At 62.9% G+C, this 24,738-nt stretch carries 22 protein-coding genes and 1 pseudogene; 17 read left to right on the top strand and 6 right to left on the bottom strand.

What is annotated here, in order from left to right:
• Positions 1–14 precede the first annotated feature (14 nt).
• The 3 genes and pseudogenes from AC58X1_RS15145 to AC58X1_RS15155 all read right to left on the bottom strand — a co-directional run.
• Positions 15–728: pseudogene (locus AC58X1_RS15145) on the bottom strand (PAS domain-containing protein); the annotation flags it as partial.
• A gap of 18 nt (positions 729–746) precedes the next feature.
• Positions 747–1,802, bottom strand: a complete 1,056-nt coding sequence (locus tag AC58X1_RS15150; RefSeq protein WP_497429057.1) for a GGDEF domain-containing protein — start codon at positions 1,800–1,802, stop codon at positions 747–749.
• Positions 1,753–2,637, bottom strand: coding sequence for a hypothetical protein (locus AC58X1_RS15155; protein ID WP_497429058.1), 885 nt, complete (start codon positions 2,635–2,637; stop codon positions 1,753–1,755). Before AC58X1_RS15155 ends, AC58X1_RS15150 begins: the two co-directional genes overlap by 50 nt.
• A 308-nt stretch (positions 2,638–2,945) precedes the next feature.
• Between AC58X1_RS15155 and AC58X1_RS15160 the strand changes: the two genes are divergently transcribed.
• The 15 genes from AC58X1_RS15160 to AC58X1_RS15230 all read left to right on the top strand — a co-directional run bounded on the left by AC58X1_RS15160 (position 2,946) and on the right by AC58X1_RS15230 (position 18,924).
• Positions 2,946–3,641: a tellurite resistance TerB family protein gene (locus tag AC58X1_RS15160; protein WP_497429059.1), complete on the top strand. Its 696-nt coding sequence runs from the start codon at positions 2,946–2,948 to the stop codon at positions 3,639–3,641.
• Positions 3,642–3,769: 128 nt separating this feature from the next.
• Positions 3,770–5,392 (top strand): methyl-accepting chemotaxis protein, encoded by a 1,623-nt coding sequence (locus AC58X1_RS15165; protein ID WP_497429060.1) that lies wholly within the window; start codon positions 3,770–3,772, stop codon positions 5,390–5,392.
• Between the two features lie 5 nt (positions 5,393–5,397).
• On the top strand, positions 5,398–5,919 hold the full coding sequence (locus tag AC58X1_RS15170; protein ID WP_375139946.1) for a chemotaxis protein CheW: 522 nt from the start codon (positions 5,398–5,400) through the stop codon (positions 5,917–5,919).
• Positions 5,916–7,202, top strand: coding sequence for a CheR family methyltransferase (locus AC58X1_RS15175; protein WP_497429061.1), 1,287 nt, complete (start codon positions 5,916–5,918; stop codon positions 7,200–7,202). The genes AC58X1_RS15170 and AC58X1_RS15175 overlap by 4 nt, the downstream gene beginning before the upstream one ends.
• On the top strand, positions 7,199–7,864 hold the full coding sequence (locus AC58X1_RS15180; RefSeq protein WP_150571530.1) for a chemotaxis protein CheW: 666 nt from the start codon (positions 7,199–7,201) through the stop codon (positions 7,862–7,864). Before AC58X1_RS15175 ends, AC58X1_RS15180 begins: the two co-directional genes overlap by 4 nt.
• Complete coding sequence (locus tag AC58X1_RS15185; RefSeq protein WP_312391775.1) at positions 7,861–10,158, top strand: hybrid sensor histidine kinase/response regulator; 2,298 nt, start codon at positions 7,861–7,863, stop codon at positions 10,156–10,158. Before AC58X1_RS15180 ends, AC58X1_RS15185 begins: the two co-directional genes overlap by 4 nt.
• Positions 10,155–11,168: a chemotaxis response regulator protein-glutamate methylesterase gene (locus tag AC58X1_RS15190; RefSeq protein ID WP_101317146.1), complete on the top strand. Its 1,014-nt coding sequence runs from the start codon at positions 10,155–10,157 to the stop codon at positions 11,166–11,168. The genes AC58X1_RS15185 and AC58X1_RS15190 overlap by 4 nt, the downstream gene beginning before the upstream one ends.
• Before the next feature lie 51 nt (positions 11,169–11,219).
• On the top strand, positions 11,220–12,224 hold the full coding sequence (locus tag AC58X1_RS15195) for a response regulator (protein ID WP_101317149.1): 1,005 nt from the start codon (positions 11,220–11,222) through the stop codon (positions 12,222–12,224).
• Positions 12,225–12,320: 96 nt separating this feature from the next.
• Positions 12,321–13,416 (top strand): peptide chain release factor 2 gene (prfB, locus tag AC58X1_RS15200; protein ID WP_101317151.1). Its coding sequence is split into 2 segments (ribosomal slippage): positions 12,321–12,392 and positions 12,394–13,416, totalling 1,095 coding nucleotides; the frame shifts between segments, so codons are not numbered across the junction.
• 74 nt (positions 13,417–13,490) lie between these two features.
• Complete coding sequence (gene lysS / locus AC58X1_RS15205; RefSeq protein WP_497429062.1) at positions 13,491–14,993, top strand: lysine--tRNA ligase; 1,503 nt, start codon at positions 13,491–13,493, stop codon at positions 14,991–14,993.
• Positions 14,994–15,116: 123 nt separating this feature from the next.
• Positions 15,117–15,821 (top strand): TetR/AcrR family transcriptional regulator, encoded by a 705-nt coding sequence (locus tag AC58X1_RS15210; protein WP_101322957.1) that lies wholly within the window; start codon positions 15,117–15,119, stop codon positions 15,819–15,821.
• 45 nt (positions 15,822–15,866) lie between these two features.
• Complete coding sequence (locus AC58X1_RS15215) at positions 15,867–16,418, top strand: hypothetical protein (RefSeq protein WP_101317156.1); 552 nt, start codon at positions 15,867–15,869, stop codon at positions 16,416–16,418.
• 22 nt (positions 16,419–16,440) lie between these two features.
• Complete coding sequence (locus tag AC58X1_RS15220; protein ID WP_101317158.1) at positions 16,441–17,718, top strand: flavohemoglobin expression-modulating QEGLA motif protein; 1,278 nt, start codon at positions 16,441–16,443, stop codon at positions 17,716–17,718.
• Entirely contained in the window at positions 17,690–18,601 is a 912-nt protein-coding gene (locus AC58X1_RS15225) for an alpha/beta hydrolase (protein WP_497429180.1), read from the top strand. Before AC58X1_RS15220 ends, AC58X1_RS15225 begins: the two co-directional genes overlap by 29 nt.
• A complete protein-coding gene (locus AC58X1_RS15230) occupies positions 18,598–18,924 on the top strand; it encodes a PA3694 family proteiin (RefSeq protein WP_101317164.1) in 327 nt (108 codons plus the stop codon). Before AC58X1_RS15225 ends, AC58X1_RS15230 begins: the two co-directional genes overlap by 4 nt.
• Positions 18,925–19,065: 141 nt before the next feature.
• On the opposite strand, the gene lptF is transcribed toward AC58X1_RS15230, so the two are convergent.
• The 3 genes from lptF to AC58X1_RS15245 all read right to left on the bottom strand — a co-directional run bounded on the left by lptF (position 19,066) and on the right by AC58X1_RS15245 (position 20,940).
• Positions 19,066–19,851: a lipotoxin F family OmpA-related lipoprotein LptF gene (lptF, locus tag AC58X1_RS15235; RefSeq protein WP_101317166.1), complete on the bottom strand. Its 786-nt coding sequence runs from the start codon at positions 19,849–19,851 to the stop codon at positions 19,066–19,068.
• 48 nt (positions 19,852–19,899) lie between these two features.
• The gene (locus AC58X1_RS15240; protein WP_101317168.1) at positions 19,900–20,313 is read right to left on the bottom strand and encodes a DUF4398 domain-containing protein; all 414 of its coding nucleotides are present in this window, start codon (positions 20,311–20,313) and stop codon (positions 19,900–19,902) included.
• Between the two features lie 282 nt (positions 20,314–20,595).
• Positions 20,596–20,940 carry a pilin assembly protein gene (locus AC58X1_RS15245; RefSeq protein ID WP_103436297.1) on the bottom strand — a complete coding sequence of 115 codons (345 nt, stop codon included), beginning with the start codon at positions 20,938–20,940 and terminating at the stop codon, positions 20,596–20,598.
• A gap of 177 nt (positions 20,941–21,117) precedes the next feature.
• On the opposite strand from AC58X1_RS15245, the gene ppc reads away from it, so the two are divergent.
• Both ppc and adk read left to right on the top strand, forming a co-directional pair.
• The gene (gene ppc, locus AC58X1_RS15250; protein ID WP_497429181.1) at positions 21,118–23,745 is read left to right on the top strand and encodes a phosphoenolpyruvate carboxylase; all 2,628 of its coding nucleotides are present in this window, start codon (positions 21,118–21,120) and stop codon (positions 23,743–23,745) included.
• A 258-nt stretch (positions 23,746–24,003) separates the two neighbouring features.
• Entirely contained in the window at positions 24,004–24,651 is a 648-nt protein-coding gene (adk, locus tag AC58X1_RS15255; protein ID WP_497429063.1) for an adenylate kinase, read from the top strand.
• The last annotated feature ends 87 nt before the right edge of the window (positions 24,652–24,738 follow it).

Consider the following 24,738-nt stretch of genomic DNA (forward strand, 5'->3'; position numbering starts at 1 on the left):
TCCACCTGTTCGGTTACCACATTGGCGAACTTGGCCACCTTGTAGAGGCGACCGTGCTGGTCCTTGATCGGGTTGTAGGTCGCTTCAAGCCATACGGTATTGCCGCGGGCGTCGATACGACGAAAGCGCCCCGCCACGAACTGCCCGCGATTGAGCGCTTGCCAGAGCTGGGTGTAGTCGGCGCAGGCGGCGTCCTCGGCGGAGCAGAACATGCGGTGGTGCTTGCCGAGAATCTGCGTCAGGCCATAGCCCATGGCGGTGAGAAAGGCTTTGTTGGCGTCGAGCACCATGCCGTTGAGGTTGAACTGGATGATGGCAGTGGAGTGGTCAAGGGCGTTGTACAACTCCAGCCCGTCCCGGTCGCGGCGGCTGGTGCCGGGGCTGGCGCAGCCGTAGCCATGATGTTGGCCCAGCGCGTCGCGCAACCAGCATAGCTGAAGTAGCACCGGGCGGCCGTCGGCGCCCCGGCAACTGAGCGACGGCGAGCCTGTCAGTGGTGCCGGCAAACTGCAGCCTGGTTCAAGCAGGGCTTCGAGCTTGACCCCGAGCAGTTGCGCGGCGCAAAAGCCAAGCGCGTTGGCGAACGGCGCATTGACCTCGGTGAAGCAGCCGTTGGCATCGAGGCGAGCGCTGAGCAGTTGCTGTTCCAGTTGGGCGAGCACAGCTTGCAGGCTGTCCAGTTGTTGTTGGCAAGCGAGCAGTGCCTGCGTGCAGCGGCGGTTGAACACGGCGACCTCCGGTAATTGTCAGGATAAATGCTCGCCTGCACCGAAATGCACCCGGTCCTTGCCGGCGCGTTTGGCCTTGTACAGGCAGCGGTCGGCGTGGATAAGGATGTCGGCTAGGGCTTGATCGTGGCTGAAGGGCACCAGCCCAGCGCTGAAGGTGAAGCGGGCGGGAGCTTCGCGGCTGTTGCGTACCGCCTCCAGCAGGCGCTCGGCGATGGCCAGGGCGATGGCTGGGCTCTGGGCATCGATGATGACGCCGAATTCCTCACCGCCCAGCCGCCCGGCACAGTGGCTGCCGGCCATGTTGCGCAGACGTGCAGCGAGCACGCGCAGCACTTGATCGCCGGCAGCGTGGCCGAGTTGGTCGTTGATCCGCTTGAAGTCGTCGATATCGATCATCATGAAGAAACCGCCGCCGTGGCTTTCGATGACGCGCTCGAAGCGATCCATCAATGCTCGTCGGTTGTAAAGCGAAGTCAGGTAGTCGGTCTCCGACAGGGTGCGATAGTGCTGCTCGATCTGCAGTGTGATGCTCAGTGCGCGCAGGTAGGTGCGGCTGTTGATCCAGCCCAGGCTGATCGAGAAGGCAAAAAAAATAGCCAGATACCAGCGGTAGTCGCTCACCTCATCGTGACCGATGTGGGGCATCACCAGCACCCAGCTCAACACGGCGGCCAGCAGATAATCCATTGGCCCACGGATCAGCAGCGATGCGCCGACCACCGCCAGAACGGTCACGGCCAGAGAGAACTGACGATGCAATGGCGGGTAGTCGAGAAAGATCAGCTTGAAGCCGAGCACCACCGTCAACATGAACAGCAAGCCCGAATACCGCCATACATTGTCCGAGTTTGTCCGTGTCTGGATGATGAACAGAGCTACCATCATCAATAGCGGTCCCCAGGCGCCGAGCGTGACGATGCGTTCGTCAAGCACCAGGTGAACGGCAAGCCAGCTGGCGATAACCAACACTTGCACGGCGATGATGCCCTCGCGCAGCAGCAGCCTGATGCGCGGGCGATGATCAGCCGAGACATCCAGCTCCAGGCTGGGGTATTTCCGATTCAAGGGCATAACTACCAAGCTCCATGCTGACCCGCGTGACGGCGAAGTAGATCGCCATGGTGTGCCTGACCAGCTCGGCGAACGCCGGGCGCATCTCGACCAGTGATCCCTGGGTGCGGAAGTAGCCTTTGCTTTCGCCTTCCTTGACCAGCCGTGCCACGTGCATGGTGGATACCCCGAGCCGGGAGGACAGCTCGGCGTAGCTGGAGACCTTGTAGCCGCCGTCGTTTAAGCGAAAGCCCCGGGTATCAAGGTACAAGCTCAGCATCGGCAGATGACCACCGTCGCGGTTCATGATCCACTTGGCCCCCGGCAGCAGCCCGTCCAGCAGCACGTCGGCATCCAGCAGGTGAGCGAATCCGCTGAAGTATTGACGCAGGAACGCCGTTGGCTCGGTACGCTGCCAAGGCTGGGCATCGGGTATCAGCTTCTGGGCCGGTATGAGGTATGCGCTGATCAGTTGTGTGGCCAGATCGATAGCGGTTTTGCTGGGTCTGTAGATGCGTTGCCGAGCATCATCCGGGTGGGGCGATACGTGCATATAGCCCGATATCAGGAAGAACGAGAAGTACGACTCCAGGGTGTTGCGCGTCAGGTAGCCACGCCGCTCGCAAAATGCCTTGACCCGCGATAACGGTGTCATAGGGTCGTGGAAATAAAAGGCGAACAGCGACAGCACGACCATCAGGCGGTCGTATTTGAGCAAGCTCTTGAAGAAGAACGGTTTGCGCCGGTATTGCTCAAGCATCAACTGCAGGTGGTGGTCCAGCGCGGCATCGGAATCAAGCCGGTAGAAGTTGCTGATCGTCAAATGCAGGTAGTCCAGCAGTTCGGCTCGTTTCATGGCTAGCAACATCACCTAATATCAATGGCTGCACATGGCCATTATCGTTTCAGCGCCGATTATGCGGTCTCGCGGAGCAAATTCAGGATGGCCCCAAAAATGTTGCAAGGTTGACCGCTGGGCAAGGTTTGGCCATGCATGGTCGATGGAGCTGGACCCTTGGCGGCTATTCGATGATCAGGCCGAGCGTGCCGCCTTGCCAGCGCACTTGGTCGGCTTGTGCAACATCCCGAAGCAAATACTTCCATGGCGAACGACAAGCCAAGCCTTACTCTGGGTTTTCCTTTCTGTAGCGTGGAGACGTACGCATGAACACCCGAGGTTTGCTCGATCAACTGTTCAAGACCGGCCAGGAAATGCTCAGCAAACAAACCGGTAAAAGCGCTGGCGGCAAGCCGTCGCTCGGTGCAGGCGGTCTCGGTGGGCTGCTCTCCGGGATGGGCGGCGGCGCCTTGGCAAGTGGCGCCATGGGCTTGTTGCTCGGTAACAAGAGCGCGCGCAAGTTCGGCGGCAAGGCGCTGACCTACGGCGGCCTGGCAGCGCTGGGGGTGATCGCCTACAAGGCCTTCAATAACTGGCAGGCGCAGCAGGCCAATGGCCAGGTGCGCGAGCCGCAGACGCTCGACCGGCTGCCACCGGCTGAAGCCGAGCTGCACAGCCAGGCCGTGCTGCGTGCGCTGGTCGCGGCAGCCAAGTCCGATGGCCATATCGATGAGCGTGAGCGTGAACTGATCGAAGGTGAATTCACCCGTCTGGACAGCGACCGCGAGCTGCAGCAATGGCTGCACGCCGAGCTGAACAAACCGCTCGACCCGGCAGAAGTCGCCCGCGCCGCGCAAACCCCGGAAATGGCCGGCGAGATGTACCTGGCGAGCCTGATGATGGTCGATCAGGAAAACTTCATGGAGCGCGCCTACCTCGATGAGCTGTCGCGTCAGCTGCGCCTGGATCCGGCGCTGCGCCAGGAGCTTGAAGCCCAGGCCAGGCTTGCCGCCGGTCAGTAATCTGGCTATTTGCCACCTTTGCCGGCAGGGATGCCGCAAACGCCGCTCATTCAGCTGAGAAACCCGGCTCATGCCTGGGCTATACTCGAGCGATTTCCCCGCTCGTACTGAATTCTTGAGGGCTGATTTTGAAAAACTGGACCATGCGCCAACGGATCCTGGCAAGTTTTGCCGTGATCATCGCCATCATGTTGTTGATGATCGTTGCAGCCTACTCAAGGTTGGTCGCCATTTCCGCGAGCGAGGAAGCGGTCGGTTCCGATGCCATCCCCGGCGTCTACTACAGCTCGATGATCCGCAGCGCCTGGGTCGACAGCTACGTCACCAGCCAGCAGTTGGTCGGCCTGAGCAAGCATCGCGATATCGCCTCTGCGGATATCCAACTGTTCAAGAGCTTTGAAGAGCGCCTGCGCCAGCACATGGCCAGTTATCAGGGAACCATTCGTAATACCGAAGACCAGACCAGCTTCGACGCCTTCGTCGACATGGAAAAACGTTACATCGCCGACATCGAACTGGTACTCGAGGCCTACCGGCAGAAGAACTACGCCGAAGCCGAGCGCTTGATCACCGACGTGCTGACGCCCGCCTGGGTTGAAGGGCGCAAGCACCTCAACACCGTGATCGAACGCAATCGGGAAGCGGCCGATGTAGCCACCAAAGACATCGTCAGCGCCGTGGCCACCGCCAAGGGCAGCATGATCGTTTCGCTGATCCTGGCCATCATCGCTGCCGGCATTTGCGGGCTGCTGTTGATGCGTGCGATCACCACGCCCATGCAACGCATCGTACATGCCCTCGATAAGCTGCGCTCGGGTGACTTGAGCATGCGCCTGGACCTGGACCGTAAGGACGAGTTTGGCGCCATCGAAACCGGCTTCAACGAAATGGCCGAATCCCTCGCCAGCCTGGTCGCCCAGGCCCAGCGCTCGTCGGTGCAGGTGACCACCTCGGTTACCGAAATCGCCGCCACCTCCAAGCAGCAGCAAGCCACGGCCACCGAAACCGCAGCCACTACCACCGAAATCGGCGCCACCTCGCGTGAGATCGCCGCCACGTCGCGTGATCTGGTGCGGACCATGACCGAGGTCACCTCGGCTGCTGACCAGGCCTCGATCCTCGCCGGCTCCGGCCAGCAAGGCCTGGCACGCATGGAAGAAACCATGCACCAGGTGATGGGCGCGGCCGATCTGGTCAACGCCAAGCTGAGCATCCTCAACGAGAAGGCCAGCAACATCAATCAGGTGGTGGTGACCATCGTCAAGGTTGCCGACCAGACCAACCTGCTGTCGCTGAACGCTGCGATCGAGGCCGAGAAGGCCGGCGAATACGGCCGCGGCTTCGCCGTGGTGGCCACTGAAGTGCGCCGCCTGGCCGACCAGACCGCCGTGGCGACCTACGACATCGAGCAGATGGTGCGCGAGATCCAGTCGTCGGTTTCGGCCGGGGTAATGGGCATGGACAAGTTTTCCGAAGAAGTCCGCCGCGGCATGTTCGAAGTGCAGCAGGTTGGCGAGCAACTCAGCCAGATCATCCATCAGGTCCAGGCGCTGGCGCCGCGGGTATTGATGGTCAACGACGGCATGCAGGCCCAGGCCACCGGTGCCGAGCAGATCAACCAGGCGCTCTCTCAGCTCAGCGACGCCAGCACCCAGACCGTCGAATCGCTGCGCCAGGCCAGTTTCGCCATCGATGAGCTGAGCCAGGTCGCGGCTGGCCTGCGTGGCGGTGTCTCGCGTTTCAAAGTCTGATGACAATCAAGGATCTGCCTCAGCGCGAACCCACAGCCGGCTCCGGCAAAGGCGTGCTGTACCTGCAGTTTCGCCTCAACGACCAGCGCTTCGCCCTGGATGTGCGTGAGGTGGTGGAAGTGCTGGCGCTGCGTACGCTCAAGCCTATCGCTCAGGCCCCGGGGTGGGTGCGGGGGATTCTCAGCCATCGTGGTGCGCTGATCCCGGTGATCGACCTGGCCGCGCTGAGCTTTGCCAGGCCGGCCGCAGCACGCACCAGCACGCGGCTGGTGGTGGTGCGTTATCACCCGGCTGCCAGCGCTATCACGCTGCACCTGGGTTTGATCCTCGAGCAGGCCACCGAGACCCTGCGCTGCCAGCCTGACGAGTTCCAGCCGTATGGGCTGGACAACGGCGAGGCGCCCTATCTGGGCCCGGTGCGCCAGGATGCCCAGGGCATGTTGCAGCGCATCGAGATCGACCAGTTGCTCAGTGACGAGGTCCGTCGCTTGCTGTTCCCGGATGCGCCAGCGCAGGTGCCGGCATGATCGAACAGCAGTTTTTTCGATTCTTGCAAGAGCGCATCGGCCTGGATGTCGAGTCGGTCGGAGTGCCCATGGTCGAGCGTGCCCTGCGTCAGCGCAGTGCTGCGCTGGCAGCCCACGACTTGAACGATTACTGGCTGCTGCTGCAGCAATCGACGGCTGAACAGCAAGCGCTGATCGAGGCGGTGATCGTCCCGGAAACCTGGTTTTTCCGTTATCCCGAGTCGTTTGCCGCGTTGGCCGGCCTCGCGCACAAGCGCTTGGCCGAACTGGCCGGTGTGCGGCCGCTGCGCATCCTCAGCCTGCCGTGCTCGACCGGCGAAGAGCCGTATTCGATTGCCATGGCGCTGCTCGACAGCGGCATGAGCGCCGCCGCGTTCAGTGTCGATGGGCTGGACATCAGCCCCAACTCGGTCGCCCGTGGACGCCAGGCGCTGTACGGGCGCAATTCCTTTCGTGGCAGTGATGTGGCCTTTCGCGAGCGGCATTTCAGCGCTACCGGTGAGGGCCATCAGTTGCATGAGCGAGTCTGCCACCAGGTCGATCTGCAGGTCGGCAACGTGCTTGATCCAGCCCTGGCTAGTCGCAACGGGCATTATGACTTCGTGTTCTGTCGCAACCTGCTGATCTACTTCGACGTGCCCACCCAGCACCGGGTGTTTGCGGTGCTCAAGCAATTGCTGCATGCCCAGGGTGTGCTGTTCATTGGCCCCGCCGAAGGCAGCCTGTTGGCGCGCCTGGGCATGCGGCCATTGGGCATCCCGCAGTCGTTCGCCTATGTGCGCCAGCCGGAACAAGCCGTGCCCGTAGTTACCCCGACGCCTGCACGGCCGGCCCTGGCGTCTGCGCCATGGAGCCAGCCGCCTGTGCCGCGTAGCGTGCCGCCAGCGCCGCGTAGCGTGCCGCCAGCGCCGCGGCAAGTGCGCCCAGCGCCCGCCCCGTCGATAGTGGCCACTGCCGGGCAGGCCGGCGAGAGCGAGCTGCTGGCGCAAATCGCCCGCCAGGCCAACGCCGGCGACAGTCAGGCCGCGCTGGCCAGTTGCGAGCGCTACCTGCGCCAGTTCGAACCCAAGGCGCAGCTGTACTACTGGCTGGGCCTGCTCAGCGACACCGCAGGCGACAGCCACAACGCCATTATCCATTACCGCAAGGCCGTGTACCTTGAGCCGCAACACCCCGAGGCGCTGCTGCAACTGGCCACGCTGCTCGCCGCACAAGGCGATGAGGCCGGTGCGCGGCGTCTGCAGGAACGCGCCGCGCGTGCCGGTCGGGAGCCGCAACGATGAGCGAGATTCATGAGCTGCTGCTGGTCAGCGAAGACCACGCGCCGATCGACGACTGCTGGAATCGCATCGGCGTGCATGGCAACAAACAATGCCCTTTGCTTGAACAGCATATTCACTGCCGCAACTGCGAAGTGCATGCCGCAGCCGCCACGCGCCTGCTCGATCGCTACGCCCTGCAGCAGGACCAAGAGCCTGTCGCCGCCGCGCCGCTGACCGAATGCACCGGGCGTTCGATGCTGGTGTTCCGCCTGGGTGAAGAATGGCTGGCGCTGGCGACTGCCAGCCTCGCCGAGATCGCTCCGGTGCAATCCGTGCATTCCCTGCCGCATCAGCGCTCGCGGGTACTGCAAGGTGTAGCCAATGTGCGCGGCGCCCTGGTGCCGTGCCTGTCACTGGCCGCGCTGCTGGGGGCCGACAGCCTGCCGGCCAGCCCCATCAATGGTCGGGTAATGCCACGCATGCTGATTCTGGCCGCCGAAGGCGGGCCGGTAGTTGCTCCAGTGGATGAAGTCGATGGCATTCATCGGCTTGATATCGATGCCTGTGAAGACGGCCAGGACACTGCGCGCTTCACTGCCGCCGTGCTGCAGTGGCGCGGGCGCAGCGTGCGCGTACTGGATTCGACCCACTTGCTATCGGCTGTCAAGCGGAGCCTGTCATGACCCCTGAGCAAATGCGTGATGCGTCTTTGCTGGAGCTGTTCAGCCTGGAGGCCGAAGCCCAGACCCAGGTGCTCAACACTGGCCTGATTGCGCTCGAGCGCAACCCGACCCAGGCCGATCAGCTCGAAGCCTGCATGCGTGCCGCGCACTCGCTCAAAGGCGCGGCGCGGATCGTCGGCGTCGACGCCGGGGTGAGCGTCGCCCACGTCATGGAAGACTGCCTGGTCGCGGCCCAGGAAGGTCGGCTACGTTTGCGTGGCGAACACATCGATGCCTTGCTGCAAGGCACCGACCTGCTGATGCGCATCGCTACGCCGGGCGATGCCGCCGGTGAGCTGGCAGTGCCGGGCTTTGTCGCGCAGATGACGGCGTTGCTCGACCCCGCTGCCGCTTTCAGTGCGGCGCCGCAGTTGGTTGCTGCAGCAGTGAGTGAGGCGTTGCTGGCCGCGCCGTCGGTGGCCAGCGCTGAAGTACCCGCGCTGGCCGCCCAGGCGCAAGCCGATGTCGAGCCTGCACCGCGGCCAGGCAAACGCAGCAGCCAGACCGGCGAGCGAGTATTGCGGGTGACGGCGGATCGCTTGAACAGCCTGCTCGACCTGTCCAGCAAGTCGCTGGTGGAAACCCAGCGGCTCAAGCCCTACCTGGCCAGCCTGCAGCGGCTCAAGCGCATGCACGGGCAGGGCATGCGTGCCCTCGACGGGCTGAAGAGCCAGCTTGAGAGCAGCGGCCAGAGCCCTGAAGTACTCGATGCGCTGGCCCAGACCCAACGCCTGCTCGGCGAAACCCAGGCCATCCTGCAACAGCAAGCAGCCGAGCTCGACGAGTTCGGCTGGCAAGCCAGCCAGCGCGCGCAAAACTTGTATGACACGGCGCTGGCCTGCCGCATGCGGCCATTCGCCGACGTGCTTACCGGGCAGAGCCGGATGGTCCGCGATCTGGGCCGCTCGTTGGGCAAACAGGTGCAGTTGCAGATCGAGGGCGAGAAAACCCAGGTCGATCGCGATGTCCTGGAAAAACTCGAAGCCCCGCTGATTCACCTGCTGCGCAACGCCGTCGACCATGGCATCGAACTGCCCGAACGACGCCTGTTGGCGGGCAAGCCCAGCGATGGCGTGATCCGCCTGCGTGCATCCCACCAGGCTGGGATGCTGATTGTCGAGCTGAGTGACGATGGCGCCGGCATCGACCTTGAACAGCTGCGCTGCAGCATTGCCGAACGGGCCTTGTCACCGGCCGAGACCGTGGCGCAGATGAGCGAAGCCGAGCTGCTGACGTTCCTGTTCCTGCCCGGTTTCAGCATGCGCGATCGGGTCACCGAGGTATCCGGTCGCGGGGTGGGGTTGGACGCAGTGCAGCATATGGTGCGCGAGCTGCGCGGCTCGATCGAGCTGACCCAGGTTGCTGGCCAAGGCTGTTGCTTCCATCTGCAGGTGCCGCTGACCTTGTCGGTGGTGCGCAGCCTGGTGGTTGAGGTCGGCGGCGAGGCGTATGCCTTTCCGCTGGCGCATATCGAGCGCACCCTTGACGTGCCCGCCGAGGCCATCGTCCAGATCGAAGGGCGTCAACACTTCTGGCACGAGCAGCGCCATATCGGTCTGGTCTCGGCCAATCAGTTGCTCAATCGCCCGCAAGGGCAGGGCGATGAGCGCAGCCTGCGGGTTGTGGTCATTCGCGAGCGCGAGCAGCTCTACGGGATTGCCGTCGAGCGCCTGATCGGCGAGCGCGTGCTGGTGGTCATGCCGCTCGATGCGCGCCTGGGCAAGGTTCAGGATATCTCTGCCGGAGCGTTGCTCGACGATGGCTCGGTGGTACTGATCGTCGACGTCGAAGACCTGCTGCGCTCGGTGGAAAAGCTGCTGACTACCGGCCGCCTGGAGCGCATCGAACGCAACGGCGCCAGTGCCAAGGGCGTCAGCCGCAAGCGCGTGCTGGTGGTGGACGACTCGCTGACGGTGCGTGAGCTGCAACGCAAGCTACTAAGCAATCGCGGCTACGACGTGGCCGTTGCGGTGGATGGTATGGACGGCTGGAACGCCCTGCGCGGCGATGACTTCGACCTGCTGATCACCGACATCGACATGCCGCGCATGGACGGCATCGAGCTGGTCACCCTGGTGCGCCGCGACCAGCGCCTGCAAGGCTTGCCGGTGATGGTGGTGTCGTACAAGGACCGTGAAGAAGACCGCCGGCGTGGCCTGGATGCCGGCGCCGACTACTATTTGGCAAAGGCCAGCTTCCACGATGACGCGTTGCTGGATGCAGTGGTCGAGTTGATCGGAGGTGCACAAGGATGAAAATTGCCATCGTCAACGACATGCCCCTGGCCGTCGAGGCGCTGCGCCGGGCGCTTGCGCTGGAGCCGGCGCATGAGCTGATCTGGGTCGCCGGCAATGGCCAGGAGGCGGTCGAGCGCTGCGCCGCACAGATCCCGGACCTGATCCTCATGGACCTGATCATGCCGGTGATGGACGGCGTCGAGGCAACCCGGCGAATCATGGCGGTAACGCCCTGCGCTATCGTCATCGTCACGGTCGACCGCAAGCAGAACGTGCACCGCGTGTTCGAGGCCATGGGCCACGGCGCGCTGGACGTGGTCGATACGCCGGCGCTGGGCGCGGGTGATCCGCGCGAAGCGGCCGCGCCATTGTTGCGCAAGATCCTCAATATCGGCTGGCTGATCGGTCAGCAGCGCACTTCGGCGCCAAGCAGCGTGCCCACCGCTGTGCGCGAAGTCTCGCAGCGTACCGGCCTGGTGGCGATTGGTTCGTCTGCTGGCGGCCCGGCCGCGCTTGAAGTTTTGCTCAAGGGCCTGCCGAAGCAGTTTCCGGCGGCCATCGTGCTGGTGCAGCATGTTGACCAAGTGTTTGCCGCAGGTATGGCCGACTGGCTCAGCAGTACCTGCGGCCAGGTCGTACGGCTTGCCCGCGAAGGCGAGCCGCCGCAGGCCGGGCAGGTATTGCTGGCAGGCACCAACCACCATATCCGCTTGCTGAAAAACGGCCAGCTCGCCTACACCGCCGAGCCGGTCAATGAAATCTACCGACCCTCGATCGATGTGTTTTTCGAGAGCGTGGCACGCCATTGGAATGCGCCCGGCGTGGGCGTTCTGCTCACCGGGATGGGCCGCGATGGCGCCCAGGGTTTGAAGATGATGCGCCAGCAGGGCTTTTTGACCCTTGCCCAGGACCAGCAGAGCAGTGCTGTATATGGCATGCCCAAGGCCGCTGCGGCGATTGATGCAGCGATGGAGATCCGCCCGCTCGAGCGCATTGCCGGGCGATTGACGGAGTTTTTTACCAAATGACATCAGCAATTGAGTCACACCGCCTGGACGGTCGTGATCAGGTGAACAGGCATGATTGATCTACCAAGCGCAGGTCTTGTGACCGCCAACGAAAACTCGGCGATGGTGCTGCTGGTGGACGATCAGGCAATGATCGGCGAAGCGGTGCGGCGTGGGCTGGCCCATGAAGAGAATATCGACTTCCACTTCTGTGCCGATCCGCATCAGGCCATCGCCCAGGCCATGCGCATCAAGCCGACGGTGATCCTCCAGGACCTGATCATGCCGGGCCTGGATGGCCTCACCCTGGTGCGCGAATACCGCAACCACCCGGCCACCCAGGACATCCCGATCATCGTCCTGTCTACCAAGGAAGACCCGTTGGTCAAGAGCGCCGCGTTTGCCGCCGGGGCCAATGATTACCTGGTCAAGCTGCCGGACACCATCGAACTGGTGGCGCGAATTCGTTACCACTCGCGCTCCTATATGACCCTGTTGCAGCGCGACGAGGCGTATCGCGCACTGCGCGTCAGCCAGCAGCAACTGCTCGACACCAATTTGATGCTGCAGAGCCTGATGAACTCCGATGGCTTGACCGGCTTGTCCAACCGCCGCCACTTCGACGAGTACCTGGAACTGGAGTGGCGCCGGGCCATGCGTGAGCAGCAGCAGCTGTCGCTGTTGATGATCGACGTCGACTACTTCAAGGCCTTCAACGACAGCTTCGGCCACCTGGCCGGTGACGAGGCGCTGCGCCAGGTGGCTGCAGCGATTCGCAATTCATGCTCACGGCCAAGCGACCTGCCGGCGCGCTACGGCGGCGAAGAGTTCGCCCTGGTGCTGCCTAACACCTCGCCGGGTGGCGCCCGTCTGATTGCCGAAAAACTGCGCCAGTCGGTCTACGGCCTGGGCATTGCCCACACCGCACCCGAGGCCGATGCGCGGCTGACCGTGAGCCTGGGCATCGCTACCTTGACCCCGGCCATCGGTAGCCATTGCCGGCAACTGATCTCGGCCGCCGACAAGGGCCTGTACCTGGCCAAGAATAATGGGCGCAATCAGGCCGGTATTGCCTGATAAGCGCTTTGCGCCTGCCCGGCGGGTCTGCCGCCGTGGCTCGGACTGGTTTATACTCACCGGCTTTTCACCGAATTCGCGCGAGTAGCCTGCCCAATGGAAATCCAACCGATCCTCAACACCATCAAAGACCTCACCGAACGTTCCGAATCGATTCGGGGGTATCTTTGACTACGATCTGAAAGCTGAGCGCCTGATCGAAGTCAACCGCGAGCTGGAAGACCCGGCCGTGTGGAACAAACCCGAGTACGCCCAGGAGCTGGGCCGCGAGCGCGCCATGCTGGCGCAGATCGTCGGCACCCTGGACGAGATGTCCAGTGGCCTGGCCGATTCGCGCGAGCTGCTCGACATGGCCGTCGAAGAAAACGACGAAGCGGCGGTCAACGACGTTGTCGAGGTGCTCGAAGGTCTCGAAGAGTCCCTGGCCAAGCTGGAATTCCGTCGCATGTTCAGCGGCGAGATGGACATGAACAACGCCTACCTGGATATCCAGGCCGGTTCCGGCGGTACCGAAGCACAGGACTGGGCCAACATCCTCCTGCGCATGTACCTGCGCTGGGCCTCCAAGCGTGGCTTCGACGCCACCATCATGGAGCTGTCCGAAGGTGAAGTCGCCGGCATCAAAGGCGCCACCGTGCACATCAAGGGCGAGTACGCGTTCGGCTGGTTGCGTACCGAGATTGGCGTTCATCGCCTGGTGCGCAAGAGCCCGTTCGACTCCGGCGCGCGTCGTCATACCTCGTTCTCGGCTGTGTTCGTCTCGCCCGAGATCGACGACAAGGTCGAGATCGACATCAACCCGTCCGACCTGCGTATCGACACCTACCGCTCCTCGGGTGCCGGTGGTCAGCACGTCAACACCACCGACTCGGCGGTCCGGATCACTCACGTGCCGACCAACACCGTGGTCAGCTGCCAGAACGAACGTTCTCAGCACGCCAACAAGGACACCGCCATGAAAATGCTGCGGGCCAAGTTGTACGAGCTGGAAATGCAAAAGCGCAGCGCAGCCTCGCAGGCTCTGGAAGACAGCAAGTCGGACATCGGCTGGGGTCACCAGATTCGCTCGTACGTGCTCGACGCGTCGCGAATCAAAGACCTGCGCACCAACATCGAACGCAGCGACTGTGACAAGGTGCTGGACGGCGATATCGACGAATACCTCGAAGCGAGCCTCAAGCAAGGCCTGTAACTTCTCGGCTGCTGAGCTGCAAGACCCTCGCCTGCGGGCGAGGGCAATGAATCCTTGATGGAAAATCTGACGACATGAGCGATCTCAAACTCGACCCGCAAGACCTGCAACAGGAAGAAAACACCCTGATCGCGCTGCGCAAGGAAAAGCTTGCCGCCGAGCGTGCCAAGGGCCAGGCCTTCCCCAACGACTTCCGTCGCGACAGCTACTGCAGCGATCTGCAGAAGCAGTATGTCGACAAGACCAAGGAAGAGCTGGAAGCTGCAGCGATCCCGGTCAAGGTTGCCGGTCGTATCATGCTCAACCGTGGCTCGTTCATGGTTATCCAGGACATGACCGGGCGCATCCAGGTCTACGTCAACCGCAAGACCCTGCCGGAAGAGACCCTGGCTGCGGTCAAGAGCTGGGACCTGGGCGACATCATTGCCGCCGAAGGCACCCTGGCGCGTTCCGGCAAGGGCGACCTGTACGTCGAGATGACCAGCGTGCGTCTGCTGACCAAATCGCTGCGTCCGTTGCCGGACAAGCACCACGGCCTGACCGACACCGAGCAGCGCTATCGCCAGCGCTACGTTGACCTGATGGTCAACGAAGAGACCCGCCACACCTTCCGTGTGCGTTCGCAGGTGATCTCGCACATCCGCAGCTTCCTTGCCAAGCGCGACTTCCTCGAAGTGGAAACGCCGATGCTGCAGACCATCCCAGGCGGCGCGGCGGCCAAGCCCTTCGAAACCCACCACAACGCGCTGGACATGCAGATGTTCCTGCGGATCGCGCCTGAGCTGTACCTCAAGCGTCTGGTCGTGGGTGGTTTCGAGAAGGTCTTCGAGATCAACCGCAACTTCCGTAACGAAGGTGTTTCGACCCGGCACAACCCCGAGTTCACCATGCTCGAGTTCTACCAGGCCTACGCCGACTACGAAGACAACATGGACCTCACCGAAGAGCTGTTCCGCGAGCTGGCGCAGCTGGTGCTGGGCAGCACCGACGTGCCTTACGGCGACAAGGTGTTCCACTTCGGCGAGCCGTTCGTGCGCCTGTCGGTGTTCGACTCGATCCTCAAGTACAACCCCGAGCTGACCGCCGCCGACCTGCAGGACGTCGACAAGGCCCGCGCGATTGCCAAGCAGGCAGGTGCCAAGGTGCTCGGCCACGAAGGCCTGGGCAAGCTGCAGGTGATGATTTTCGAAGAGCTGGTCGAGCACAAACTGGAGCAGCCGCACTTCATTACCGAGTACCCGTTCGAAGTGTCGCCGCTGGCCCGCCGCAACGACGCCAACCCGAACGTCACCGACCGCTTCGAGCTGTTCATTGGTGGCCGCGAAATCGCCAACGCCTACTCCGAGCTCAATGATGCCGAAGACCAGGCCGAGCGCTTCCTGGCCCAAGTGGCGGAGAAGGACGCCGGTGATGACGAAGCCATGCACTATGACGCCGACTTCGTCCGTGCGCTGGAATACGGCATGCCGCCGACTGCCGGTGAAGGCATCGGTATCGACCGCCTGGTGATGTTGCTGACCAACTCGCCGTCGATCCGTGATGTGATCCTGTTCCCGCATATGCGCCCACAGGCCTGAGTGCTGTGAACAAGCCGCCTTTCGAGGCGGCTTTTTCTTGGCTGTCATCCACGGCTCGGCCGCTGGGTGACAGCAGTGCTGTACGACGATCAATTCCACGAGGTATTCAGCGTGAACCCAGCAATCGCCGAACAAGGCGCAGCCGGCGTAGCCAGCGCCGTCGCTGAAAGCGTGCAGTACCAAGGGCGCAAGACCAGCCGCCAGGGCAGTGAACAACGCCGCCAGCTGATTCTCGATGCAGCGATGCGCATCGTCGTCCGCGATGGCGTGCGCGGCGTGCGCCACCGCGCCGTAGCCGCCGAGGCCGGTGTGCCGCTGTCGGCCACCACCTACTACTTCAAGGACATCGAAGACCTGCTCACCGATACCTTTGCCCAGTACGTCGAGCGCAGCGCCGACTACATGGCCAAGCTGTGGGCAACCAGTGAAGGGGTGTTGCGCCAGTTGCTCGCGCAGGACGATGGCAGCGCCGCATCACGGACGCGGCTGGTCGATGAAATCGCGCGGATGACCGCCGACTACGTCAGCCGGCAACTGAGCAATCGGCGTGACTTTCTCATGGCCGAGCAGGCCTTCCGCCAGGAGGCCTTGCTCTGCCCGCGGCTGGCCGAGCTTGTGCGCGCGCACGAACGGATCCTCGCGCAAGGCGCGCGGCAGATGCTCCAGGTAATCGGCTCGCATCATCCCGAGCAGGACGCACAGATGTTGACGGCGATTATCGAGCAGATGGAATATCAAGGCCTGCTTGAACAAACGAACGGGCAGGCCGATGGGCAGATGCTCGCTATTCTTACCCGCTACCTGCACCTGGTGCTGGCATCGGTCTGAGCTGCGAGCGGTTTGCGCTGTCACCGATCTATCTAGGAGAGCCTGATGAAAGCCTGGCGTATGGTGTTGTTGACGTTGTCATTCCTGATGCTGGGCGGTTGTCTGGTGACCTTTGGCGACCCGCTGCCGGCCAACCAGACCGCACCCAAGGCGTTGCTGGGCAAGTGGAGCAGCAAGGATGCCTGGGGCGAGCCGCTCAAGCTGAGCATCAGCCGCGCGGCTGGCAACAGCTACAAGGCGCTGGCCACAGCCAAAGGCAAGCCGGCTGAAGACTACGTGTTTACCGTGGCCCGTCATGGCAGCCGCTGGTACCTGTCGGCCGGGGTGCCCAAGCGCCTGGGCGGCAACTTCCTGATTGGCGGCTTCGAGGTCAGCGCCGACGGCAAGGAACTGGTGGTGTACAACCTGGACGTCGATCAGGTGCACGAGGCGCTCACGCGCAAGGAACTCAGCGGGCGCAGTATCGAGGTGCCGGAAGACAACGGTCCGGGCGTGTTGATCGACAGCCCGACCGAGCGAGTGCTGGCCTACCTGGATGACCCGGCCAACTCTGACCTGTTCGTCGAAGTGGCGCGCTTCCAGCGCGTCGGCAAGTAATAGCCGCTACAAGGAATTAGCCGTGGACGAGTATCAGCAGACCATTCGCGCGTTGTCCGACCGCATTGTCGTGGCGCAGACGCCGATCCGCGTGCTCGATGCGGTGAAGTGGGACGACAACATCCGCCAGGCCTTCATCAACGGCAAGGGCAAAGAGCCGCCTGCCGTGGACCGCGCCTATTACCAGTCGCGCCCCCTGGGCTTCGATTCGAGTGCATTGAAGGCCGAGTTTCAGAGCATCGAGCGCGACATCACTCGCCAGCTGGGCCAGTTCAACCCGGTCGGGCAGATCATGCGGCGCATGTGCCGCGAGTACCGCATGGTGGTGCGCATGCTGGAAGCGCGCGGCACCGAGGACTTCGGCCTGATTTCGCAGGAGCTGTATGGTGCAGCTTCCGATGCGTTTCATGCCGGCGACCCGACCCTGGCCGACCTTGGCCTGATGCTTTCTGATTACCTGAACAACATCGATGGCCGCGGCGATCTCAAGGACGAGCCGAAGAACCTCACGGCCAAGCAAGCGGTGGATATCCTCCAGCGCCGGCTGAATACGGTGTTCGGCGAGGCCGAAGGCACCATCCGCGTGTTCGAGTCCGACGGTATCGTCGCCGATGCAGCGGCGGGCGCCGACTACATCAAGGTGCGCGCCGATGCCATGTTCAACAGCCGTGATGTGCGTGCGCTGGAGGTTCATGAAGGGCTGGTGCATGTTGGTACCACGCTCAACGGGCTTAACCAGCCGATCTGCACCTTCCTCGCCAAGGGGCCGCCGTCGTCGACTGTGACTCAGGAAGGCCTGGCCATCCTTATGGAAGTGATCGCCTTTGCCTCGTACCCGAGTCGCCTGCGCAAGCTGACCAACCGCACTCGGGCCATTCACATGGTCGAGCAGGGCGCCGACTTCATGCAGGTGTATGAGTTCTTCCGTGGCCAGGGCTTCGAGATCGGCCAGAGCTACAGCAACGCCAGCCGAGTATTCCGCGGCTCGGTGCCGAACGGCCTGCCATTCACCAAGGACTTGTCCTACCTCAAGGGCTTCATCATGGTTTACAACTACATTCAGTTGGCGGTGAAGAAGGGCAAACTTGAGCAGATCCCGTTGTTGTTCTGCGGCAAGACCACTCTGGAGGACATGCGCACCCTGCGTCAGTTGGTCGAAGAAGGCCTTGTCGAACCTCCCAAGTACCTGCCCGAGCAGTTCCGCGACCTGAATGCGCTGTCTGCCTGGATGTGCTTCTCCAACTTCCTCAATCACCTGAGCCTTGATCGCATTGAAGCCGACTACGCGAACATTCTGTAAAGGCCTGGCGCTGACCCTGGCGCTGACTCTCGGCGGCTGCAGCAGCCTGCTGTTCTATCCCGAGCCGGGCCAGGCATTCACCCCCGAGCGGGCCAAGCTGGCCTATCGCGATGTGACCCTGACCACCAGTGATGGCGTGCACTTGCACGGCTGGTGGCTGCCGGCCAAGGATGGCGTCGAGGTCAAGGGTACGGTGCTGCACCTGCACGGCAACGGCGGCAACCTGCCTGGGCACCTCGGCGGCAGCTACTGGCTGCCGGAGCAGGGCTACCAGGTGTTGATGATCGACTATCGCGGTTATGGCCTGTCTGAAGGCAAGCCAAGCCTGCCTGAGGTGTACGAAGACATAGCTGCGGCCATGAGCTGGCTTGAACGGGCGCCTGAGGTGCAGGGCAAACCACTGGTGCTGCTGGGGCAGAGCCTGGGCGGAGCGATGGCGATTCATTACCTGGCGGGCCACCCTGAGCAGCGTCAGCGCTTCAGTGCGCTGGTGTTCGATGGCGTGCCGGCCAGTTATCGCTCGGTCGGGCGATACGCACTGGGTACCGGTTGGCTGACCTGGCCGCTGCAGGTGCCGTTGTCATGGCTGGTGCCCGACGGCGACAGCGCGATCCGCTCGATCGAGCGCCTGGACAGCCCGCCGAAGTTGTTTTTCCACAGCATCGACGATGCCCTGGTGCCGCTGGAAAACGGTCTGGACTTGTACCGTCATGCGCCACCACCACGGGTGTTGCAACTGACCCGCGGCGGCCACGTGCAGACCTTTGCCGACCCGACCTGGCGCCAGGTGATGATCCGCTTCCTGGATGATCCGACCCATTTCAACGGCCTGCGGCGCTTGGCCGAAGTGCCTAATTTCCCTGATGAGAAGAACAAGCAATGAGTGAAGAACGCAACGCCATCCCGCTGATTCTGACCGGCGTCGGTAGCATCATCGTGACGGTAGGGGCCCTCTGGTATTACGGCTACCTGCATTTTGCCAAGCCTGAGGATGCCCTGTTGCTGCAGGACTTCACCATGCTCAAGACGGTGCCGGGCGAGGATTACAAGGTCTCGCTGGAGCCTGCGGCGCAGGTGGCGCAGTGCATGGATGGGGTGTTGGTATTGATCGATATGCAGCAGAAGGGCCTGACCGGTGTGCTGGTCGACAACCGCAAGCGTGCGGTGCGCTGTGTTGGCGAGGAGACACCGCGGCAAGTGCAGTGAATCGCATTGGGGCCGCTGCTCGGCCCCAGCAATTCTGAATCCCCCGCCAAAGCAGAGCACAAAAAAACCGCGTGAGCCCAAAGGCTTCACGCGGTTTTTGTTTGTCGCCACGGGGCTGCCAGGCAGCCCCGCTGGCAACCCTTACTGGTTGGCAGCAGTACGCGGTGCAACCGGCTGGTTGTCGTTGGAAATGGTTACTTCCACACGACGGTTCTGGGCACGGCCGGAGTTGCTGGTGTTGTCAGCAACCGGGTATTCCTTGCCATAGCCCTGCGAGACGATACGCGCTGGATCTACACCGGCACGTACCAGGGCCATGCGCACAGCGCCAGCACGACGCTCGGACAGGCTCTGGTTGTAGCTGGCCGAACCGACGCTGTCGGTGTAGCCCTCGACAATCACTTTACGCTCTGGGTTTTCAGCCAAGAACTGCGCCAGCTTGGTCACGTTGGGCAGGGCGCTGCTCTTCAGTTCAGCCTTGTTGAAGTCAAACAGCACGTCGCCGAAGGTCACCAGGGTGCCACGGTCGGTCTGTTTGGCGTTGAGGCTGTCCTGCAGCTTCTTGATCTGGGCGTCACGGGCATCCAGGCGAGCCTGGGCACGTTGCGCAGAAGCGTTTTTCAGCTCGCCTTCAGCAGCGCGCAGGGCGATGGTCTGCTTGGCGACTTCAACGCGCTGGCTGGTCAGGTAGGCCAGCTGGTCGACTTTCTTGGTGTCTTCGCGATCCATGTAGGCCTTGTCGGCCTTGTTCAGCCAATCCTGCGCGTCCTTGGTCTCAAGGGCGGCCAGTTTGGTCGACTGTGGATCGCTCTGCAGCGCAGAGAAGCTGGTGCGAGCAGACTCGAGGTTGGCGTTTGGATCATGCGAGCAAGCAGCAAGGCCAACACTCAGGGCCAGCAGGGCGGGGATCATGACGTAGTTGCGCATAGTGTTCTTCCTTTAATCAGTAACGAAGGCTGGGGGAGGCGGGCAGGCTTATTCAGCGCTGCGCAGGCCTTCCTCACGCAGTTCCTGGACGCCTTGGCGGGAGTCCTGCACGGCTTTTTGCGCTTTGGCAGCCTGTGCCTTGCGCTCTGCTACGCGGGCGTCCCACTCAGCCTGCTCGGCGAGCACCTTGGCTTCTTCGTACTTTTTGTCGTGCATGGCAATTTCAGCTTTCTTGAACTTGTCCTGCGCCGCTTTCATTTCCACTGCAGCGAACTCGGTACCGCCGGAGCTCACCGCCGCGTTGACCGCAGATTGGGTCACGGCGTACTGCTCGGTTGGCGGCTTGCCGGCGCAACCAGCGAGGACAAACGTGCTGCCCAGGGCCAGCGCGGCCAGTTTCAGGCCATGCATGCGGGTGGATGATGTTGGCATAGTGCGGCTCTTCATGTTGGTCAGCTCCATTGGATCACTCCTGATGACAATGTCCGTGGCAGTCCATCGCTCGTTCCCTGACAGTGCGCGCTTCAGCTGAACTGTGCACTACCACTGTGTGCAGGGTTTTAGCGTGATGGCTATTGGCTCGGACTGGAGCGTTTTTCGAATAGTTCCGAAAAAAATAGCAAGCCGTTACAAGTATTTTCTGACTGAACGGTCAGCGAGAAACTGCGGAACTTTCAGCTCGCGCAGGGGTAGGGCAGGGTAACTGCGGCGGGGCGCACGGGCCCCCCCGCGGTCGTCAGCACGTTATTTGGCAGGGTCTTGATCGGTGCTTGCGAGCGTCTGCAGATGCTGCCGCGACAGAGCCAGAAAGCGCGGCGTAGAGCCTACGTCTTCATACATGGGGTCGCCTTGCTCATCGGTGGCAATCACCTGCCGGCCCTGCACATAGGGGAAGCTCGCTTCCAGCTCTTCGAGGGCCGAGGCGACCAGTTCGCCGAGCAGTTCTTCGGCGGTGCGTTTGGGGAACATATCGATCAGCGCGGCCAGGCGCGCCTCCGATTCCAGGTCCAGATGCAGGATGTGGCTGGTCGGGCTCAGGCTGCCTGCGGCGTTCTGTTCCCAGTGTTGGGCGAGTTCGCGGATTTTCATGATGACCTCTGTGCAGCTTGGATAGGGCGTAATGCCATGCACTGATTGGGAGTGGCACTGCTCAACTTTAGTTGCTTTGGCGGTGTCAGGCTTGCCTTGAGCGCGCTGCTGTGGGCACTCTTGGGGCTGCTGGTTCCTGAATGGATGCGCGGACGAGCCGCGCTGGAGAAAGGCCTGATGACCGATATCGATGTACGCTTGCGTGAGGATGTCCATCTGTTGGGGGAACTGCTGGGTGAAACCATTCGCCAGCAGCATGGCGATGCGTTTTTGCAGAAGATCGAAGCCATCCGCCACAGCGCCAAGGCCGACCGCCGCGGCGCGGCCGAGCAGCTCAGCTCGACCCTCGACGACCTCGCCGATGACGAGCTGTTGCCGGTGGCGCGGGCCTTCAACCAGTTTCTCAACCTGGCCAACATCGCCGAGCAGTATCAGCTCATCCACCGCCGCGCTGCCGACCAGCCCGAGCCGTTCGAGAGCCGGGTTTTGCCCGAGCTGCTGGCCCGCCTGAAGCAGGAAGGGCACAGCGACGATGCCCTCGCTCGGCAGTTGGCCAAGCTCGATATCCAACTGGTGCTGACCGCGCATCCAACCGAGGTCGCGCGGCGCACCCTGATCCAGAAATACGACGCCATCGCCGCGCAATTGGCCGTGCAGGATCACCGCGACCTGACCCCCGCCGAGCGCGAGCAGGTGCGCGACAAGCTGCGTCGGTTGATCGCCGAGGCCTGGCACACCGAGGAAATCCGCCGCACTCGGCCGACCCCGGTGGACGAAGCCAAATGGGGCTTCGCAGTCATCGAACATTCACTGTGGCAGGCCGTGCCCAGCCATCTGCGCAAAGTCGACAAGGCGCTGTTCGAGGCAACCGGCCTGCGCCTGCCGCTGGAGTCGGCGCCGGTCCGTTTCGCCTCGTGGATGGGCGGTGATCGTGATGGCAACCCCAACGTCACCGCCGCCGTGACCCGCGAGGTGCTGCTGCTGGCGCGCTGGATGGCCGCGGACCTGTTCCTGCGTGATATCGATAGCCTGGCCGCCGAACTGTCGATGCAGCAGGCCAGTGCTGAACTGCTCGAACAGGCAGGCGAGGGCGCTGAACCCTATCGCAGTGTGCTCAAGCAGCTGCGCGAGCGCCTGCGTGCGACTCGCAGCTGGGCCCAGGCCGCACTGACCAGCAACCAACCGCCTGGTGCCCAGGTACTCAGCGACAACCGTCAACTGCTCGACCCGCTGGAGCTGTGCTACCGCTCGCTGCACGAGTGCGGCATGGGGGTGATCGCCGATGGCCCGCTGCTCGACTGCCTGCGCCGCGCCGTCACCTTTGGCTTGTTCCTGGTGCGCCTGGACGTGCGCCAGGACGCCGCTCGCCATCGCGATGCGATGAGCGAGATCACCGACTACCTCGGCCTTGGCCGTTATGCCGACTGGGATGAAGAGCAGCGCATCGAATTCCTCCAGGCTGAACTGAAAAATCGCCGGCCGTTGCTCCCGGCCCATTTCAAACCGCAGGCCGAGACCGCCGAGGTCCTCGATACCTGCCGCGAGGTGGCCGCCGCGCCGGCGGCGTCACTTGGCTCATACGTCATCTCCATGGCCGGCGCGGCATCGGATGTGCTGGCCGTGCAACTGCTGCTCAAGGAAGCCGGCCTGACCCGGCCAATGCGCGTGGTGCCGTTGTTCGAGACCCTGGCCGACCTGGACAACGCCGGCCCGGTCATGCAACGGCTGCTCGGCCTGCCGGGTTACCGCAGCGGCCTGCGCGGCCCGCAGGAAGTGATGATCGGTTACTCCGACTCGGCCAAGGACGCCGGCACCACGGCGGCGGCCTGGGCGCAGTATCGCGCCCAGGAAACCCTGGTGCAGATCTGCCGCGAGCATCAGGTCGAACTGCTGCTGTTCCACGGCCGTGGCGGCACCGTCGGCCGCGGCGGTGGCCCGGCCCATGCGGCGATCCTGTCGCAGCCACCCGGCTCGGTCGCCGGGCGCTTCCGTACCACCGAGCAGGGCGAGATGATCCGCTTCAAGTTCGGCTTGCCGGGCATCGCCGAGCAGAACCTCAACCTGTACCTGGCCGCCGTGCTCGAAGCCACCCTGCTGCCGCCACCGCTGCCTGAGCCGGCCTGGCGCCAGGTGATGGACCAACTCGCCGCCGATGGCGTCAAGGCCTATCGCGGGGTGGTGCGCGAGAACCCTGACTTCGTCGAGTACTTCCGCCAGTCGACTCCCGAGCAGGAGCTGGGCCGCCTGCCGCTGGGCAGTCGCCCGGCCAAGCGCCGCGCGGGCGGTATCGAAAGTCTACGGGCAATTCCATGGATCTTCGGCTGGACGCAGACACGGCTGATGCTGCCGGCCTGGCTTGGTTGGGAAAGCGCCCTGAACAATGCCTTGGCGCGCGGCCAGGGTGAGCTGTTGGCGCAGATGCGCGAGCAGTGGCCGTTCTTCCGCACCCGCATCGACATGCTCGAGATGGTCCTGGCCAAGGCCGATGCGCAAATTGCCGAGGCCTACGACCAACGTCTAGTGCAACCCGAGCTGCTGCCATTGGGTGCGCACCTGCGCGACCTATTGTCGCAGTCATGCCAGGTGGTATTGGGCCTGACCGGGCAGCCGGTGCTACTCGCACACAGCCCTGAGACCCTCGAATTCATTAGCCTGCGCAACACCTATCTGGACCCGCTGCATCGCCTTCAGGCCGAGCTGCTGGCGCGCTCGCGCAGCCGTGAAGCCGCTCTGGACAGCCCGCTGGAGCAGGCGCTGCTGGTCACTGTGGCAGGGATTGCCGCCGGCCTGCGCAACACCGGCTAGGGTGCCTCCAAAGGAGGCTCAGGTGGGCGGGGGCGGGCTACGATAGTGCACGGCAGAACAGGGTTGCACCGAGGGCAACCCTTGCCACGGCAGGTCGCAAGTGGCGGTTTATCGCAACTTTGGGACGCTTGTCTGGTCGCCGGGCGCTGTGTATCTTGATCAGCCTTTTGACCGATTTTCTGGTCGACACCTGATTTTCCGGACTTGGCCCTGACGCCGACTCCGTTGATTTGCATAAAAAAATATGAGGAGCACAAGATGCGCGTAATTCTGCTGGGAGCTCCCGGGGCCGGTAAAGGTACTCAGGCAAAATTCATCACCGAAAAGTTCTCGATCCCACAGATCTCCACCGGCGACATGTTGCGTGCCGCAGTGAAGGCTGGCACCCCCCTGGGCATCCAAGCCAAGGCGATCATGGACGCTGGCAAGCTGGTCTCCGACGAGCTGATCATCAACCTGGTCAAGGACCGTATCGCCCAGCCAGACTGCGCCAACGGTTTCCTCTTCGACGGCTTCCCGCGCACCATTCCGCAGGCTGAAGCGCTGGTCACTGCCGGCGTAGAGCTGGACGCTGTGGTCGAGATCGCTGTGGAAGATGAAGAGATCGTTCAGCGCATTGCTGGCCGTCGCGTCCACGAAGGCTCGGGTCGCGTCTACCACGTGGTCTACAACCCGCCAAAGGTTGCCGGCAAAGACGACGTGACTGGCGAAGATCTGGTCCAGCGTAAAGACGACACCGAAGAAACCGTGCGTCATCGCCTGTCGGTCTATCACGACCAGACCAAGCCATTGGTCAACTTCTACCAGAAGCTTGGCGCTGCCAACGGCAAGCCGAAGTACAGCCACATCGAAGGTGTCGGCTCGGTTGAAGCAATCACTGCCAAGGTCCTCGCAGCCCTGAGCTGATCGTTACCTTGTATACGACAACGGCCCGCTTGCGGGCCGTTGTCGTTTATACTGGCGCTCTTTTTCTTGCGTCTGGAAACCCGTTCG

This window comes from Pseudomonas sp. PGPR N4 (assembly GCF_059693665.1).

Excerpts from the sequence above, each read along its gene's own strand:
- AC58X1_RS15150 (WP_497429057.1), bottom strand. The coding sequence starts at position 1,802 with ATGCCCTTGAATCGGAAATACCCCAGCCTGGAGCTGGATGTCTCGGCT.
- AC58X1_RS15155 (WP_497429058.1), bottom strand. The coding sequence starts at position 2,637 with ATGAAACGAGCCGAACTGCTGGACTACCTGCATTTGACGATCAGCAAC.
- AC58X1_RS15160 (WP_497429059.1), top strand. The coding sequence starts at position 2,946 with ATGAACACCCGAGGTTTGCTCGATCAACTGTTCAAGACCGGCCAGGAA.
- AC58X1_RS15175 (WP_497429061.1), top strand. The coding sequence starts at position 5,916 with ATGATCGAACAGCAGTTTTTTCGATTCTTGCAAGAGCGCATCGGCCTG.
- AC58X1_RS15180 (WP_150571530.1), top strand. The coding sequence starts at position 7,199 with ATGAGCGAGATTCATGAGCTGCTGCTGGTCAGCGAAGACCACGCGCCG.
- AC58X1_RS15185 (WP_312391775.1), top strand. The coding sequence starts at position 7,861 with ATGACCCCTGAGCAAATGCGTGATGCGTCTTTGCTGGAGCTGTTCAGC.
- AC58X1_RS15190 (WP_101317146.1), top strand. The coding sequence starts at position 10,155 with ATGAAAATTGCCATCGTCAACGACATGCCCCTGGCCGTCGAGGCGCTG.
- AC58X1_RS15195 (WP_101317149.1), top strand. The coding sequence starts at position 11,220 with ATGATTGATCTACCAAGCGCAGGTCTTGTGACCGCCAACGAAAACTCG.
- lysS (WP_497429062.1), top strand. The coding sequence starts at position 13,491 with ATGAGCGATCTCAAACTCGACCCGCAAGACCTGCAACAGGAAGAAAAC.
- AC58X1_RS15215 (WP_101317156.1), top strand. The coding sequence starts at position 15,867 with ATGAAAGCCTGGCGTATGGTGTTGTTGACGTTGTCATTCCTGATGCTG.
- AC58X1_RS15230 (WP_101317164.1), top strand. The coding sequence starts at position 18,598 with ATGAGTGAAGAACGCAACGCCATCCCGCTGATTCTGACCGGCGTCGGT.
- lptF (WP_101317166.1), bottom strand. The coding sequence starts at position 19,851 with ATGCGCAACTACGTCATGATCCCCGCCCTGCTGGCCCTGAGTGTTGGC.
- AC58X1_RS15240 (WP_101317168.1), bottom strand. The coding sequence starts at position 20,313 with ATGGAGCTGACCAACATGAAGAGCCGCACTATGCCAACATCATCCACC.
- AC58X1_RS15245 (WP_103436297.1), bottom strand. The coding sequence starts at position 20,940 with ATGAAAATCCGCGAACTCGCCCAACACTGGGAACAGAACGCCGCAGGC.
- ppc (WP_497429181.1), top strand. The coding sequence starts at position 21,118 with ATGACCGATATCGATGTACGCTTGCGTGAGGATGTCCATCTGTTGGGG.
- adk (WP_497429063.1), top strand. The coding sequence starts at position 24,004 with ATGCGCGTAATTCTGCTGGGAGCTCCCGGGGCCGGTAAAGGTACTCAG.